We start from the raw sequence: 13,839 nt of genomic DNA, 5'->3' as shown, positions 1-13,839 counted from the left end.
ATGGCTGATCGGATAGAAATCACAACCGAAAATCACATCGCGGTCATGACCATCAGGCGGCCCGAAAAGCTCAATGCCTTCGATATCGAGCTTTTGCAGGAACTCTCTGCCGCCTGTGACCGGGTGGAGGCGGACAGCACCGTGCGCGTTGCGATCCTGACCGGCGAGGGCAAGGCTTTTTCCGCCGGTGGTGACATCAAGGCCTGGGGCGGCATGGAACCGGCGGAGTTCGGCCACGCCTGGGTGCGTTATGGGCATCGGGTGTTCGAGCGGCTTGCGACTTTGCGTGTGCCGTTGATCGCGGCGATGAACGGCCATGCTTTGGGTGGTGGGCTGGAACTGGCAGGGGCCGCCGATATCCGCATTGTCGAAAAACAGGCGAAGATCGGCCTGCCGGAAACCTCGCTTGGCATGATCCCGGGCTGGTCGGGCACGCAGCGTCTTGTGCGCCGCTTTGGTGCGCAGATCGTGCGGCGCATGGTGCTGGGCGGTGAAATGTTTGCGGCTGAGGAAGCGCTGTCGCATGGGCTGGTCGATGCCGTTGTCGAGACGGGCGCAGCCTTGCAGGCGGCGCAGGATTATGCGGCGCGGGTGGCCAAGCGCGGACCGGCTGCACTGGAAATTTCCAAACTGATGCTGTCCGTCGCCAATGGCGAGGACAATGGAACCGCTGTCGAGGCGCTGGGTTCCATCCTTGTCGCCAAGACCGGCGATCTGAAGGAAGGCGTGCGCTCGTTCAGCGAAAAGCGCGAAGCAAATTTTGAAGGAAAATGGTGATGAGCACGATTGTAAAGCCGCAACCGTTGGCCGGACTGGCCGTCCGCGAATTCTCCATGCTGATCGATGGCAAATGGGTGCAAAGCCAAAGCGGTGGCAGCATCGAGCGCGTTGCGCCCGGCCATGGTGTGACGGTCAGTCGTTATCCGGCGGGCAACAAGGCGGATGTGGAACGCGCCGTAGCGAGCGCGCGCAAGACTTTTGACGATGGGCGCTGGTCTTCCAGAACGGCATCGCAGCGTTCGCTGGTTCTGCTGAAAGCTGCCGATCTGATCGAAGCCCGGGCCGAAGAGCTTGCCTATCTCGATGCGATTGAAGCTGGAAAGCCGATCAGTCAGGTGCGCGGCGAGATTGCCGGTTCCGTCGATATCTGGCGCTATGCGGCAGCGCTGGCGCGTGATCTGCACGGCGAAAGCTATAATACGCTGGGCGATGGTACTTTGGGCGTCGTGCTGCGTGAGGCGATTGGTGTCGTCTCCATCATCACACCGTGGAACTTTCCTTTCCTGATCGTCGGGCAGAAGCTGCCTTTCGCCTTGGCGGCGGGTTGCACGGCGGTCGTAAAGCCTTCGGAACTCACCTCCGGTTCGACGCTGGTGCTTGGCGAAATTCTGGCTGAGGCAGGCGTGCCGGACGGTGTGGTCAATATCATCACCGGAACGGGCGCCGATGTCGGCCAGCATATGAGCACGCATCCCAATGTGGATATGGTGTCGTTCACCGGCTCCACTGGCGTCGGCAAGCTGACCATGGCCAATGCCGCTCAGACGCTCAAGAAAGTGTCGCTGGAGCTTGGCGGCAAGAACCCGCAAATCCTGTTCCCGGATGCGGATATGGATGCCTTCATCGACGCGGCGGTTTTCGGCGCGTGGTTCAATGCGGGCGAGTGCTGCAATGCCGGTTCGCGGTTGATCGTGCATCGCTCGATTGTCGATGAGATTGTCGGGCGCGTCGCCGATCTGTCGAAAAAGGTCATTGTCGGCGATCCGCTTGATGTCAGCACGCAGGTGGGCGCGATCATCACGCCGCAGCATCTGAGCAAGGTCGGCGCCTATGTCGATCAGGCCAAAAAGGCCGGTGCGGCGCTGGCTCATGGCGGCGAAGTTCTGGATCTCGGTCTTGGTCAATATATGGGGCCAACCATTCTGGCAGGCGTGAAGGCCGACATGGCCGTGGCGCGTGAGGAAGTGTTCGGGCCGGTTCTGTCAGTCCTTTCCTTCGATACGGTGGATGAGGCGATCTCCATTGCCAATGCGGTTGATTACGGTCTTTCCGCAGGCGTGTGGAGCCGCGACTTCGATACCTGCATGACTATAGGGCGCAAGGTGCGGGCCGGTACGGTCTGGATGAACACTTTCATGGACGGCACACCGGAACTGCCTTTCGGCGGTTACCGCCAGTCGGGTCTTGGCCGCGAGCTGGGCCGTCATGCGGTGGAAGATTACACCGAGACCAAGACGCTCAATCTGCATATCGGCGCGCGCAGCGGCTGGTGGATGCCTCAGGCGAAGTAGGGAGTGACGGCTTTGGGAGGACAGCCGGATATCGTCATCATCGGATCGGGTATTGGCGGCGCGACAATGGCCGCCGGTCTTGCGGCGTCGGGTGCCGACATTCTCATCCTTGAGGCGGGGGAGCATTTGCCGGACAGACCGGAAAACCGCGACCCGCGCGCCATTTTCCAACAAGGCTTCTTTCGTCCGAAAGAGTTCTGGTACGAGACGAACGGTACGCCGTTCAATCCCGGCAATTATTACAATGTCGGCGGCAATTCCAAATTCTTTGGCGCGGTGTTGATCCGCTATCGCCGCGAGGATTTTGCGGAAATGGCGCATCTGGAAGGCGTCTCGCCCGCCTGGCCATTCGCCTATGACGAGCTGGAGCCGTGGTATAGCCGCGCCGAACAGCTCTTTCATGTGCGCGGCGAACTGGGCGACGATCCGACCGAGCCGGATCATTCAAAGCCCTATCCCTATCCGGCGATCCATGACGAACCGGCGATTGCCGATGTGCGGGCGCGGTTGAAGAAGAACGGTCTTCATGCTGCATCGCTACCGCTTGGGGTCGATATTGACCGCTGGCTGGCAAAGGCAAAGACGCCGTGGGATGCGCATCCCAATTGCGATGATGGCAAGATGGATGCGGAAACCTGTCCGCTCGCGGCGGCGCTCAAGCATCCGAACGTTCGGCTGGAAACAGCGGCGCGGGTGACGCGGCTGGAAGCCGGTCCGGATGGTAAAACCATCGTGGCTGTTCATTATGTGAAGAACGGCGAGGCGCTGGTCCTGCGTCCAAAGCTTGTCATTTTGTCCGCCGGTGCGGTGCAATCGGCGGCGCTCTTGCTGCGGTCGGGACTGGCCAATCGTTCCGATCAGGTCGGTCGCAATTTCATGAACCACAACGCAAGCGCCGTGATCGCTTTTGATCCGCGCTATCGCAATGATAGCGTCTACCAGAAGACCTTTGGCTTCAACGATTACTACCTGTCGGACGGCGCAGGCGGGCCGCCGCTCGGCAATGTGCAATTGCTGGGGCGCGTGTCGGGCGCGATTCTGAAATCCAATATGCCGCGTATTCCGGAATGGCTTTTGAGCCGGATTGCCGGACACACAATCGATTTCTACGCCATGAGCGAAGACTTGCCATCCCCGGAAAGCCGCGTGACTGTGGATGGTGACCGCATTGTTCTGCATTGGGTGCGCAGCAACTGGAAAGCGCATCTGATGCTGGTGGAAAAGCTCAAATCCGCGCTGCGGGCAGCGGGTTTCCCCGTCGTGCTGTCGCGGGCCTTCGACCGGCGCACGCCGTCGCATCAATGCGGGACGGTGCGCATTGGCAATGATCCGGCGACAGCGCCGCTTGATCCCTGGTGCCGCGCTTACGATCATCCCAATCTCCATGTGGTCGATGCGTCATTCCTGCCGACATCGGCGGCGGTCAATCCGGCGCTGACCATCGCTGCGCAGGCGCTGCGCGTGTCTGACAGTCTTACTCGGGAGGTACTGGCATGAACCGTCAAAGACCTGTGGCGCTGGTAACCGGCGGACGTCGCGGCATCGGGCTTGGCATTGCCCGCGCCCTGGCGGCAAAGGGTTTCGATCTGGCGATTACCGATGTTGAGAACGACGAGGCCGTCATCCACGAATTGCGCGGCATGGGTGGCAAGGTGGCCTTCTTCAAAGGCGATCTCGCTGCTGTTGAAACGCACGAAGCGACGATTGCTGCTGTGCTGAAGGAGTTTGGCAGCATCGATTGTCTCGTCAACAATGCGGGCATGGGGTCTGTCGAGCGGGGCGATTTTCTTGGGCTGAAGCCTGAAAATTTCGACACCATCATGGGGGTCAATCTGCGTGGCACAGTGTTTTTCACGCAAGGCGTGGTGAAAGCCATGCTGGCGGTCACCGATGTGCGTTTTCCACGCAGCATCGTGACGATCAGTTCGGTTTCATCGGTGATGAGTTCGCCGGAAAGGCTCGATTACTGCATCAGCAAGGCGGGGCTGACCGCCTTTGTGCTGGGGCTGGCGCTGCGTCTGGCCGAGGCGCGGATCGGTGTGTTCGAAGTGCGACCGGGCATCATTCGCACCGACATGACGGCGAAGGTCGCCAAGCGCTACGACAGGCTGATCGACGGCGGGCTGGTGCCGATGAAACGCTGGGGCGAGGTGGGCGATGTTGGCGCTATCGTGGCCGGGCTTGCGGGCGGCAATTTCATCTTCGCCACCGGGTCGGTGATCAATGCCGATGGCGGCCTTTCGATAGCAAAGCTTTAGGAACGACGTGATGAATTACGATTATATCATCGTGGGTGGTGGGCCTGCCGGTTGTGTTCTCGCCAATCGCCTGAGCGAGGATGCCTCGGTGAAAGTGTTGCTGCTGGAGGCGGGCGGCAGTGACTGGAATCCGCTTTTCCATATGCCTGCCGGCTTTGCCAAAATGACCAAGGGCGTGGCCAGCTGGGGATGGGAGACCGTTCCGCAAAAGCATATGAAGAACCGCGTGTTGCGCTATACGCAGGCGAAGGTGATCGGTGGCGGTTCCAGCATCAATGCGCAGATTTATACGCGCGGCAATGCTGCCGATTATGATTTGTGGGCCGATGAAGATGGCTGCACCGGCTGGGATTATCGCAGCGTGCTGCCCTATTTCAAACGCGCCGAGGACAATCAGCGTTTCAACGATGATTATCATTCCTATGGCGGGCCATTGGGTGTTTCCATGCCGTCCGCACCGCTGCCGATCTGCGATGCCTATATCCGCGCCGGGCAGGAGTTGGGGATTCCCTACAACCCGGATTTCAACGGGCGCGAACAGGCGGGTGTCGGCTTCTATCAGCTGACGCAGCGCAACCGCCGCCGTTCTTCCGCCTCACTTGCCTATCTCGCATCGATCAAGGGACGGCGAAACCTGACGGTCAGGATCAATGCGCCAGTCCGCAACATCGTGCTGGAGAAGACGCGCGCCACGGGCGTCGCCCTGATGAGTGGCGAGGTGTTGCGCGCATCGCGGGAAGTCATCATTTCATCGGGCGCTATCGGCTCGCCGAAGCTTCTGCTGCAATCGGGGATCGGACCGGCTGATCATCTGAAACAGGCAGGCGTTGCTGTAAAACACGATCTGCCCGGCGTTGGCGAGAACATGCAGGATCATCTCGACCTGTTCGTCATCAGCGAATGCACTGGCGATCACACTTATGACGGCGTCGCCAAGCTGCACCGCACGCTTGGCGCGGGCCTGCAATATATGCTGTTGCGCTCTGGCCCGGTGGCGTCGAGCCTCTTTGAAACGGGCGGTTTCTGGTATGCCGACCCGGATGCCCGTTCGCCGGATATCCAGTTCCATCTGGGACTCGGTTCGGGGATTGAAGCAGGTGTCGAGAAGCTCAAGAATGCGGGCGTGACGCTCAATTCCGCCTATCTGCATCCGCGCTCGCGCGGCACGGTGCGTCTGGCATCCAGCGATCCGGCAGCGGCTCCGCTGATCGACCCCAATTACTGGAGCGATCCGCACGATCTGAAAATGTCGCTGGAAGGGCTGAAGATCGCGCGCGAAATCATGCAGCAGGCCGCGCTAAAACCTTATGTCATGGCCGAACGGCTGCCGGGGCCGAAAGTGGTCACCGACGATGATCTGTTCGACTATGCCTGCGCCAATGCCAAGACCGATCACCATCCGGTCGGCACGTGCAAGATGGGCACCGACGCTTCAGCCGTGGTCGATCTCGAACTGCGCGTGCGCGGTCTGGAGGGCTTGCGGGTGTGCGACAGCTCGATCATGCCGCGCGTGCCGTCCTGCAACACCAATGCGCCGACCATCATGGTCGGCGAAAAGGGATCGGACATTATTCGCGGGCGCGATCCGCTGCCGCCCGTTGTTTTCTCATGGGAGAAAAACGAGCAGAAGCGGCGTGCAAGGATTTAATCGGCTTCAACAACCGGCTCAAAACGCAGATAGCCAGCGATGCCGGAACCTTTGTAGTTCGGATTGTCGGATGGATGGTTCACGCCGTCGTTGACAGGAATAACCTTGAAGTCGAAGGGCGAAATACCTTCGAGACAGGCTACATTCACGCCGAACTGGTGCGGGCTGGAACGGCGCTGGTGGAAGGTGTAAATCCCGCATTTCGAGCAGAAATAGTGCTTTGCCGCCCCTGTGTTGAATGTGTAAAGCGTGAGCGCAGCTTCGCCTTCCAGAATTTCAACACCATTGAGATCGGCGGAAACGGCGACTGCTCCGCGCATCCGGCAATAGGAACAGGTGCAGCGGCGCGCAGTGTTAAGCCCGTCGGATAGTTTGACGCGAAAACGTACCGTTCCGCAGTGACACGCGCCATTGGCAACTTGAATATCGGGGTTCATGTTAAGCCTCCTCTTTCAGGAAAACTGGTATTTCCATTTTCACAGCTTTACCATTGTTCAAACTTGATTAAATTCTCTTTCTGGATGCTTCGGGAGGGAATTTTATGAATGGGTTTGCAGTCGTCACGGGCGGGAGCACCGGCATCGGAAGGCATCTTGTTTCTGCTTTTGCGGAAGCGGGCTACACGGTGGCTTTCAGCTACAAGCACGATGACGAAGCTGCACAATCGCTCGTGGAAGCCATCGAGGAGGCTGGTGGTCAGGCGCTGGGGCTTGGTTGCGATGTCGGAAGGCGCGTCGAGGTCGAAGCCTTCTTCGACGAGGTTTGCGACTGGTTCGGCGATGCACCCGATGTGCTGATCAACAATGCAGGCATCCAGACATGGGCACCTTTGCTGGAACTTTCCGAAGACGGTTGGGACGATGTTATTCGCACCAATCTGAAAGGCTGTTTCCTCAACACGCAGGCTGCCGCGAAGCGTATGGTTGAGGCCGACAAGGGCGGTGCCATCGTCAATATCGGCTCAGGCTGCAACAAACTCGCCTTTCCGAAACTGGTTTCCTACACGGCATCGAAGGGCGGCATAGAGCAGTTCACCAAGGCTTCGGCAGTGGAGCTCGGGCCGCATGGCATCCGGGTGAATTGCGTGGCTCCCGGTGCGATCCTCAATGAACGCACAGCAGAAGAGCAGCCCGACTATGCGGGCACCTGGGCACGCATCACACCGCTGCGCAGGGTGGGAACGGCGGAAGACATTTCCGGGCCGGTCCTGTTCTTTGTTTCCGATGCAGCGCGTTTTGTAACCGGCCAGACGATATGGGTCGATGGCGGTGTCTTTTCGCAGGCCAGCTGGCCGTATGAGGGGTGAATTGCGGTGGTGATCCCGACAGGAATCGAACCTGTGACCTACAGATTAGGAATATGATCTGAGGCTAATTAAATCAGTAGCTTAGAAAAGCATGTTGCGTTGATGTTGCGTTCTAAATACTCAACACCCGGCTAACTAAGCAGCGCGGTCTCTGCGGCTGCCAGTTCTTCAGCATCATCGGTGCGCGGGAACAGGTGGCCGTAGGTGTCCATCGTCAGCATGATTGACGAGTGACCGAGCCTTTCCTGAACCATCTTCGGGGGCAGTCCTAGCCCGCCGTCTTCCCTTCGATTGATACACCACGACGCATAGAAGTGACGTAGCGAGTGAAAGCCCGTGTACTTCGCCGCCATGATCGGTTTGCCGTCCTTGTCTTTACGACCCGTATCAACCGACACACCTGCCGCGATCTGCAAAGGCTGGAAGCCGCGCTGCATAATCGCCGACAGCGTTTCCACTTTCCCCAGACCATTCGGGAATGCAAGCTGCTCCGGCTTTATTTCCTCCTGTACGACGTTTCCGTCAGCGTCCTTCACTCTTGGACGTGGACATGCCAAACGCCATTCCTTGAGTGTATTCAGGACAAGGGGAGGTATAGGCACAGCGCGCTCACCGGCTTCTGACTTCGGCCTGCCGATATTGTTGAACCTGTCGGCCCGTTGGCGAACGTGAATTTCCCGCCTTTCAAAGTCGATATCGGCCCATCGCAGTCCGCGAAGTTCGGAAGCCCGAAGCCCGGTAAAGATCGCGGTCAGCAGGATAGGCCGCCATTTGCCTTGCAGCGCTCCAACAATGGCCTTGATCTCCGCTGGCGTGGGAATGTCTACCCCAAGCTTGAGCTTGCCCTTCTGGCGGCGTTCTAGGCGTCTATCCTTGCCCTTCTGACGAACGCGGCTCTTCTCCCTGACAGCATTGCGAACCACGAGGCCGCGCTCCTGCGCATCGGAGAGCAGAGATCCGAGGCTGACTAGCACCTTCTTGACCATCGACGGCGACCGGCCTTCATCAATCATCTTGTCTTCAAATGCGCGGACCGTCGGCACGTTCAACCGCGAGAGCAGCGTGTCTCCCAGAAAAGGCTTGATGTGTAAATCAAGGTGCTGCCGGTACTGAACGATAGTACCGCGCTCTAGCCCGTTCTGCTCGGATCGCTTGATCCAAAACTCTCCCGCTTCCTTCACTGTCGCGCTGGCGCTGTCCGCGACATGCACTCCTTCGCGGATTTCCACCTTCGCTGTTGCTGAGAATTGATCGGCATCCTTCTTCTTCGCGAAGGTCTTTAGGCGCCGCTTCCCCTGAATATCGACGTAATCAACCACCCAGGCCGATTTCTGTTCGCCTTTTGGAGTTGTCCATTCTCGTTTGCGTATCGACATGGCTTAGTCCGGAAAATCTGGATCGTCGTAGTCTTTAGGATTGCCGGAACCTTGCTCTCTTTTCGGCTCTTTCGGCCCTATCTCCCCATCAGGCCAAACGTATTTCGCGGTGTTTCCTGCGCGTTGAAGGGACTGATACTCTATGTGGTCGTAACCCGGGGTTCGATCATCGTATTTCAGTAATTCTTCTTGGTATTCGTTCCATTCGCTTGCAATGGATTTCCGGGCTTCTTCATCAACACCTCTCACACGGCCCGAAGCAATACCTTCAATTGTCTCCTTGATGATCTCTGCCATCTTGTGAACATTCTGATCGTCGTCTTTTCCTTCTCGAATGAATTTCATCATTTCGACCAGTTCTGTGACGCGCCCCGTCAAATCCCACGGTTCAGGGAATTCTCTCTCAAGAATACGCACAATCTCAGTGTTCATGGATCGATCATGAGCGTCTGCGTACGCTTTAATGCGATCCCTCAAGCCCGGCGGAAGCCTGATTTGAAAGCGCTCTGCAACTTCACTTGGGTACTTCGGTTTCTCTGTCATTCATAATGAGTGCAACTTGCCATCAAAAAATGCAATAGGGCGACTTGCACTCATTCTTAATCTCGGTTAATAAAGTGTTGTGATGGCAAGTTGCACTCATGAACGATTGGAGAACATATAAATGGCTAGCGACAACGCTTTGGAACTGATTTGGGGAATTGAAGGAATATCAAAGGTGATCGGACAGAGCTTCCCTGCCACGGCCTATATGCTGAAACAGGGCCAGCTACCTGCGAAGAAAATCGGAGATCGATGGGTTATCGAGCGCGGTGAATTGGTTGCCTTTTTCAAAGGGAAGGCCGCAGCGTGACCCAGAAAAGAAAAGGCCCAGCAGAGGTTGCCGCCTCTCTGGACCATGGTTCAAACCCCGCAAAAGGTTTTAAGAACATGCAGAGCAATACCACACTTCCGGACGATCTGACAATGATGCCGGAAATCAAAATGCAGAGCACCAATCTGTATTTCGGAACGCATCACTTCACCGGCCATAGCCTGTACGAGATGTCGGCTTGTTATGAAGCTTGCCGAACGGTCCACAATGTCATTGCCGGACTGGTCAGCCAGCCTCGATATCACAACGAGCAAACAGACCGGTTCAACGAAGCAGGCGAGACCCTGTATAGCCTGATGGACTTCGTTGACGGCATCGCTGGACTTGTTGCCGATACCGCTCGTGCCGTAACTCCTGTTTCGCCGGATGACCATGAACGCCGAGCATGGTTGCTGCTACGGCAAGAAGCATTCTTCGCTGAAAATCTCGCTGACTTCAGTGCAATGGCTCGCCAACTAGCCTCCGAAACGGAAGCGTCAGGCGGTGCAGCATGATCAACGAAAAGCAAATCGTCTCACAACTTAAAGATATCGAGTTCGACTTTCAGGCGCTGGTCTGCATGTCCGGCATTCTCGCGGATATTCTGGATAGGACTATCGGCCAAACGTCAAAATATGACGAATACAGCCGGGTTCAGATTACCGACGAAGAGCTAGAGCAGCTTGCTTTTGCCTGGAATGATGTTCGCAATCGGTCTGAAGCGCTGAAACGCGACTTCATGAGCCGCCTTTATCCCAAGGAGGCAAGCCAATGAGCCTCCAACAGGCAATCGCCGCTCACAAGGCGAATATGGAAGTCTATCACGCCATCCCGAACGAAGCATGGGACCACGTGGATAAGTCATTCCATGACGGTATCGATGCAACCCGGCAGGCTGTTCTTGACGCGATATGCACCTCGCTTGAAGAGGTGCGCATCAAGGCCGAGTTCATGCTGTCCTGCATATCGTTCTCGGAATGGGGCGACCTCAAGGAAAAGGAACTGGTTGCCGCGTTTCTGCCGGAGGTGGCTCGATGAACCGGAAAGAGCGCCGCGCATCAAAGCTTGACTGGAACCGTGTCACGGCCAGCCATTCATATTCTGAGGCTTCCCAGCATCTTGGGGAGCCTGCTCTGTCGATCTTGGTTGAAGCCTTCAAAACCATCACCGAAGGGCTTCCCATGTCCGATCAGGAGCTTTTCGACGCCAATATGTCTCTTATCAAGAATGGCTATCTCGTTGTGTTTATCGCTTTCGATAAGGAAGGAAAACTTCACGTCAAATACAACCTCAGACTGCCATCGGAAAACGCCGAGGGAGCGACACTTCAATGAGTTCACGTCAATTCTCGATGGTTTCTCCAGCTATCTGGCGGTCCCGTCGCTTTCTGTCGCTATCGACCGACAAATGCAGGTTGCTTCTGCTGTTCTACGTCACGTGTAGCCACCAGAACTCCGCAGGCTGCTATCGGATACCGGAAGGGTACGCCTGCACTGACCTTGGATGGGGCATTGAGGAATACACCACATCCCGAAGCGAACTGATTACTTCGGGGCTGATCTCTTACGACGACGCAACCGAAGAAGTGTTCATTAATGGCTGGTTTCGGGTTTCGCCGCCAACCAACAAGAGCCATGCGCAAGGCACCCAGAAGCTGATCGCCAACATTGAAAGCGACACGATCCGCGAAAAGGTGGAAGCCGATTTCGTTGAAGCTCTCAGCAAGACCAAGTTCAACAGCCGAGACGAAGAACGAAGCGGATATTCCGGTTTCGGAGGGACACGCTCATGACAGCTTATGAATACCCTCTCGACAGCCTGTCGAGAGCCTGTGGACACACAGAGACAGAGACAGAAATGGATACAGAAACAGGAGAGAGAAAAAGAGAAAGAAACAGAAACGTGAAACAGAGACGGAAACGTCAGACAGAAAGCGAGACGACAGACAGGAGACGGGTTTCGAAAGCGGAAATCGTCGTTCCTCATCAAGGGTACATCGCGCTGGACTGCGACACACTCGGCAATCGTATTCACCTGAAACAGGCGTGGCTTGGCTATGAGGAAAGCAAGATCACGATTGTAGGTATCGAGAACCTAGACGCGCTAATTGCAGCGTTGAATGAAGCACGGGAGCGCTTGGTATGAACAAGCCAATTTCACTTATTGATCGTGAGATCGAAGCCAAGATTGATGCAGCGGTGCGGGCTGAGTTGGTTAAAGGGAAGAAGGTATCGGACTTAAGTGCGAAAGATATTCGCAACATCGCTGCGGATATTCGCACTTCGTTTAGTCCGTCTGCCCGGAAAGAGTTAGTTATAGCTGGTGTCGAACACGCGATTAAACTCGTGCTCGGTGCCAAGATTGCGGAAGTCATTTGGCATGACGGCACCGGCTGGCCGTCTGATGATATGGGCGTACTGTCAGCAGCTTCCCGTGTCACGGTCAAAGGCAAGCCGCTCAAGCAGCCACAAGATGAAGCTCTTGAGAGTTTCAATGTGTTTCGTGATGCACTGCCCGACCTTAACAGAGATGCGTTCATGGAGTTGTGCGAACCGGCGATGATTGATCGCTTCCAATGCTTGTTCGCTGGGCAGCCCGAAGATCGAACACTCGGAGAAATTGCGACGTTGAAGGCGATGAGCCGGGATAAGGTCGCGATGTCCTTTTTGGCATGGAGGCCGATAGCATGAACAACGTTGTCGATATCCGCCACTGGCGGCAGAACAATATGTTCTTCGGTAACTATCGGTCGGTGTGTGAATGGTCGTTCCTGCTATCAGCAGAGGCTTGCGCAGCGATGCCAAAGATTGAACGCGCCAAGAGCCTGAATAAGGCGCTCGAATACTATTCGCGATGGTTGAGGCGATATCACGAAAGCAAATGCGGCATTGACATAGCCGTCCGCGAACTTGGACGGTATGCCGTGAAGCAGGAAGAGCAGCAGGCTTACATCGAAATAGTCGGCATGTTTCAGTTCATCCATAACCGGGTGACTGGCCCTCATCCATGGCTATCTGTCCCTCACCTCAAGCGCACAGCATTCAACGCATGGAGCATTCTTGAGGATGTCGAGGAAGGCTTGAGCCATATCCTTAAGCTGTACTCGGACCAAGAGGAGACAGCGGCATGACTTACCAGTGGCCAGATAGCCTCTATCCGCTCCGAAACTGGCTGGAGAATGCCGGTCTGGAGCCATCCAGCATCAAAACTGAGCGTCAGGCAACGTTCATGGCTCAACAGCTTGTCGGCACCCGGTTCAAGTTTCCACCCATGGGCACTTCCTGCTTTCTGATTTTAAAGGCTATACAAGAGCGTTTACCCGAAGACGCGCCGAAGGTCGCCAAGGTAGTCAAACCGCAGCAGGTGGCTAAATCTGGTGGAAAGAGCAACAAACGGGAGGTGGCCGCCCGCCCGCCATTGCCAACCGCTGGCCTTGTCGTGTTCTCCGATGGCGGTTGCGAGCCAAATCCCGGTGATGGTGGATGGGGCTTTGCCGTTTACCGTGATGGTCTGGAAGTGCATTCCAACTGCGGCGGCATGCTGGACAGCACGAACAACATCATGGAACTGACCGGCATGCTTATGTCTATTCGATGGGCAGTCGCACAAGGCGAGCCGGTGCATATCCTCTGTGACAGTCAGTATGTGGTGAACGGCTGCAATGACTGGCGACACGGCTGGAAGAAAAAGGGCTGGAAGCGCGGCGAGACGAAAGAGCTTGCCAATGCTGACCTATGGCAGCAGATCGACGCTGTGCTTGACGGCAAGGACCATATCACCATCGGTTGGGTTAAAGGCCATGTCGGGATCACCGGCAACGAACGAGCCGACGAACTGGCAACGATGGGAATGGAGATTGCCAGAGGTGAACCAGCGCCTGATTTGCTGGAAGATCAACTCCGATATGTCGTTTAATGGCCTATCTTGTTCGGAGCGGCACATACAATGACAAAACAGCCGGTTTCGGGGTGTTGCCAGTTGGCCCCGAAATCAGGCATATTTTCCTTACAATCGACGCACCATCCCGAAAATCAGAGGCAATAATTCCTATTACCAGTCAACGTGTTATGAACGTTCGAAGCCGAACCGCGTCATATCGGTTGACAG

The 13,839-nt window shown here is 56.4% G+C and carries 19 protein-coding genes; 16 read left to right on the top strand and 3 right to left on the bottom strand.

The genetic code is table 11. The features are described from left to right. The 5 genes from CQZ93_RS13260 to CQZ93_RS13240 are packed head-to-tail and all read left to right on the top strand — an operon-like array spanning nucleotide 1 to nucleotide 6,197. Nucleotides 1–777, top strand: coding sequence for an enoyl-CoA hydratase/isomerase family protein (locus CQZ93_RS13260; RefSeq protein ID WP_105542958.1), 777 nt, complete (start codon nucleotides 1–3; stop codon nucleotides 775–777). Then, on the top strand, nucleotides 771–2,291 hold the full coding sequence (locus tag CQZ93_RS13255; protein WP_105542957.1) for an aldehyde dehydrogenase family protein: 1,521 nt from the start codon (nucleotides 771–773) through the stop codon (nucleotides 2,289–2,291). The genes CQZ93_RS13260 and CQZ93_RS13255 overlap by 7 nt, the downstream gene beginning before the upstream one ends. A gap of 12 nt (nucleotides 2,292–2,303) precedes the next feature. Continuing rightward, complete coding sequence (locus tag CQZ93_RS13250) at nucleotides 2,304–3,788, top strand: GMC oxidoreductase (protein ID WP_105542956.1); 1,485 nt, start codon at nucleotides 2,304–2,306, stop codon at nucleotides 3,786–3,788. After that, nucleotides 3,785–4,549, top strand: a complete 765-nt coding sequence (locus CQZ93_RS13245; RefSeq protein ID WP_105542955.1) for a 3-ketoacyl-ACP reductase — start codon at nucleotides 3,785–3,787, stop codon at nucleotides 4,547–4,549. The genes CQZ93_RS13250 and CQZ93_RS13245 overlap by 4 nt, the downstream gene beginning before the upstream one ends. Before the next feature lie 10 nt (nucleotides 4,550–4,559). After that, nucleotides 4,560–6,197, top strand: coding sequence for a GMC family oxidoreductase (locus CQZ93_RS13240; RefSeq protein ID WP_105542954.1), 1,638 nt, complete (start codon nucleotides 4,560–4,562; stop codon nucleotides 6,195–6,197). On the opposite strand, the gene CQZ93_RS13235 is transcribed toward CQZ93_RS13240, so the two are convergent. Continuing rightward, nucleotides 6,194–6,634, bottom strand: coding sequence for a GFA family protein (locus CQZ93_RS13235; protein WP_105542953.1), 441 nt, complete (start codon nucleotides 6,632–6,634; stop codon nucleotides 6,194–6,196). The genes CQZ93_RS13240 and CQZ93_RS13235 overlap by 4 nt on opposite strands. A gap of 104 nt (nucleotides 6,635–6,738) precedes the next feature. Between CQZ93_RS13235 and CQZ93_RS13230 the strand changes: the two genes are divergently transcribed. After that, nucleotides 6,739–7,503 (top strand): SDR family NAD(P)-dependent oxidoreductase, encoded by a 765-nt coding sequence (locus CQZ93_RS13230; protein ID WP_105542952.1) that lies wholly within the window; start codon nucleotides 6,739–6,741, stop codon nucleotides 7,501–7,503. Nucleotides 7,504–7,634: 131 nt separating this feature from the next. Here the strand turns inward: CQZ93_RS13230 and CQZ93_RS13225 are convergent, their stop codons facing one another. Continuing rightward, nucleotides 7,635–8,879: a tyrosine-type recombinase/integrase gene (locus CQZ93_RS13225; RefSeq protein ID WP_105542951.1), complete on the bottom strand. Its 1,245-nt coding sequence runs from the start codon at nucleotides 8,877–8,879 to the stop codon at nucleotides 7,635–7,637. A 3-nt stretch (nucleotides 8,880–8,882) separates the two neighbouring features. Continuing rightward, nucleotides 8,883–9,422 carry an Arc family DNA-binding protein gene (locus CQZ93_RS13220; RefSeq protein ID WP_105542950.1) on the bottom strand — a complete coding sequence of 180 codons (540 nt, stop codon included), beginning with the start codon at nucleotides 9,420–9,422 and terminating at the stop codon, nucleotides 8,883–8,885. A gap of 121 nt (nucleotides 9,423–9,543) precedes the next feature. Between CQZ93_RS13220 and CQZ93_RS13215 the strand changes: the two genes are divergently transcribed. From CQZ93_RS13215 to CQZ93_RS13170, 10 genes are read left to right on the top strand one after another with little or no spacing between them, the layout of a single operon-like run. After that, nucleotides 9,544–9,732, top strand: a complete 189-nt coding sequence (locus tag CQZ93_RS13215; RefSeq protein ID WP_105542949.1) for a MerR family transcriptional regulator — start codon at nucleotides 9,544–9,546, stop codon at nucleotides 9,730–9,732. Then, nucleotides 9,729–10,247: a hypothetical protein gene (locus CQZ93_RS13210; protein ID WP_105542948.1), complete on the top strand. Its 519-nt coding sequence runs from the start codon at nucleotides 9,729–9,731 to the stop codon at nucleotides 10,245–10,247. Before CQZ93_RS13215 ends, CQZ93_RS13210 begins: the two co-directional genes overlap by 4 nt. Further along, a complete protein-coding gene (locus CQZ93_RS13205; protein ID WP_105542947.1) occupies nucleotides 10,244–10,507 on the top strand; it encodes a hypothetical protein in 264 nt (87 codons plus the stop codon). Before CQZ93_RS13210 ends, CQZ93_RS13205 begins: the two co-directional genes overlap by 4 nt. Continuing rightward, nucleotides 10,504–10,770, top strand: a complete 267-nt coding sequence (locus CQZ93_RS13200; RefSeq protein ID WP_105542946.1) for a hypothetical protein — start codon at nucleotides 10,504–10,506, stop codon at nucleotides 10,768–10,770. The genes CQZ93_RS13205 and CQZ93_RS13200 overlap by 4 nt, the downstream gene beginning before the upstream one ends. Continuing rightward, nucleotides 10,767–11,066 (top strand): hypothetical protein, encoded by a 300-nt coding sequence (locus CQZ93_RS13195; protein ID WP_105542945.1) that lies wholly within the window; start codon nucleotides 10,767–10,769, stop codon nucleotides 11,064–11,066. Before CQZ93_RS13200 ends, CQZ93_RS13195 begins: the two co-directional genes overlap by 4 nt. Continuing rightward, nucleotides 11,063–11,524: a hypothetical protein gene (locus CQZ93_RS13190; RefSeq protein ID WP_105542944.1), complete on the top strand. Its 462-nt coding sequence runs from the start codon at nucleotides 11,063–11,065 to the stop codon at nucleotides 11,522–11,524. Before CQZ93_RS13195 ends, CQZ93_RS13190 begins: the two co-directional genes overlap by 4 nt. Further along, nucleotides 11,521–11,877, top strand: a complete 357-nt coding sequence (locus CQZ93_RS13185; RefSeq protein WP_105542943.1) for a hypothetical protein — start codon at nucleotides 11,521–11,523, stop codon at nucleotides 11,875–11,877. The genes CQZ93_RS13190 and CQZ93_RS13185 overlap by 4 nt, the downstream gene beginning before the upstream one ends. Then, a complete protein-coding gene (locus CQZ93_RS13180) occupies nucleotides 11,874–12,422 on the top strand; it encodes a hypothetical protein (protein WP_105542942.1) in 549 nt (182 codons plus the stop codon). Before CQZ93_RS13185 ends, CQZ93_RS13180 begins: the two co-directional genes overlap by 4 nt. Continuing rightward, entirely contained in the window at nucleotides 12,419–12,862 is a 444-nt protein-coding gene (locus tag CQZ93_RS13175) for a hypothetical protein (RefSeq protein ID WP_105542941.1), read from the top strand. The genes CQZ93_RS13180 and CQZ93_RS13175 overlap by 4 nt, the downstream gene beginning before the upstream one ends. After that, nucleotides 12,859–13,647 carry a ribonuclease H family protein gene (locus tag CQZ93_RS13170; protein WP_286153300.1) on the top strand — a complete coding sequence of 263 codons (789 nt, stop codon included), beginning with the start codon at nucleotides 12,859–12,861 and terminating at the stop codon, nucleotides 13,645–13,647. The genes CQZ93_RS13175 and CQZ93_RS13170 overlap by 4 nt, the downstream gene beginning before the upstream one ends. Nucleotides 13,648–13,839: the final 192 nt, after the last annotated feature.

It is taken from the genome of Ochrobactrum vermis, assembly GCF_002975205.1.
In the GTDB taxonomy this organism is placed as follows: Bacteria; Pseudomonadota; Alphaproteobacteria; order Rhizobiales; family Rhizobiaceae; genus Brucella; species Brucella vermis.
The sequence above is the reverse complement of the archived record's forward strand: the minus strand, read 5'-3'. Positions and strand labels throughout refer to the sequence as shown.

Bases quoted from the DNA above. Each gene is read 5' to 3' on its own strand.
- CQZ93_RS13185 (WP_105542943.1), top strand. From the start codon at position 11,521: ATGACAGCTTATGAATACCCTCTCGACAGCCTGTCGAGAGCCTGTGGA.
- CQZ93_RS13180 (WP_105542942.1), top strand. From the start codon at position 11,874: ATGAACAAGCCAATTTCACTTATTGATCGTGAGATCGAAGCCAAGATT.
- CQZ93_RS13230 (WP_105542952.1), top strand. From the start codon at position 6,739: ATGAATGGGTTTGCAGTCGTCACGGGCGGGAGCACCGGCATCGGAAGG.
- CQZ93_RS13260 (WP_105542958.1), top strand. From the start codon at position 1: ATGGCTGATCGGATAGAAATCACAACCGAAAATCACATCGCGGTCATG.
- CQZ93_RS13240 (WP_105542954.1), top strand. From the start codon at position 4,560: ATGAATTACGATTATATCATCGTGGGTGGTGGGCCTGCCGGTTGTGTT.
- CQZ93_RS13175 (WP_105542941.1), top strand. From the start codon at position 12,419: ATGAACAACGTTGTCGATATCCGCCACTGGCGGCAGAACAATATGTTC.
- CQZ93_RS13195 (WP_105542945.1), top strand. From the start codon at position 10,767: ATGAACCGGAAAGAGCGCCGCGCATCAAAGCTTGACTGGAACCGTGTC.
- CQZ93_RS13215 (WP_105542949.1), top strand. From the start codon at position 9,544: ATGGCTAGCGACAACGCTTTGGAACTGATTTGGGGAATTGAAGGAATA.
- CQZ93_RS13200 (WP_105542946.1), top strand. From the start codon at position 10,504: ATGAGCCTCCAACAGGCAATCGCCGCTCACAAGGCGAATATGGAAGTC.
- CQZ93_RS13220 (WP_105542950.1), bottom strand. From the start codon at position 9,422: ATGACAGAGAAACCGAAGTACCCAAGTGAAGTTGCAGAGCGCTTTCAA.
- CQZ93_RS13255 (WP_105542957.1), top strand. From the start codon at position 771: ATGGTGATGAGCACGATTGTAAAGCCGCAACCGTTGGCCGGACTGGCC.
- CQZ93_RS13205 (WP_105542947.1), top strand. From the start codon at position 10,244: ATGATCAACGAAAAGCAAATCGTCTCACAACTTAAAGATATCGAGTTC.
- CQZ93_RS13235 (WP_105542953.1), bottom strand. From the start codon at position 6,634: ATGAACCCCGATATTCAAGTTGCCAATGGCGCGTGTCACTGCGGAACG.
- CQZ93_RS13190 (WP_105542944.1), top strand. From the start codon at position 11,063: ATGAGTTCACGTCAATTCTCGATGGTTTCTCCAGCTATCTGGCGGTCC.
- CQZ93_RS13170 (WP_286153300.1), top strand. From the start codon at position 12,859: ATGACTTACCAGTGGCCAGATAGCCTCTATCCGCTCCGAAACTGGCTG.
- CQZ93_RS13225 (WP_105542951.1), bottom strand. From the start codon at position 8,879: ATGTCGATACGCAAACGAGAATGGACAACTCCAAAAGGCGAACAGAAA.
- CQZ93_RS13245 (WP_105542955.1), top strand. From the start codon at position 3,785: ATGAACCGTCAAAGACCTGTGGCGCTGGTAACCGGCGGACGTCGCGGC.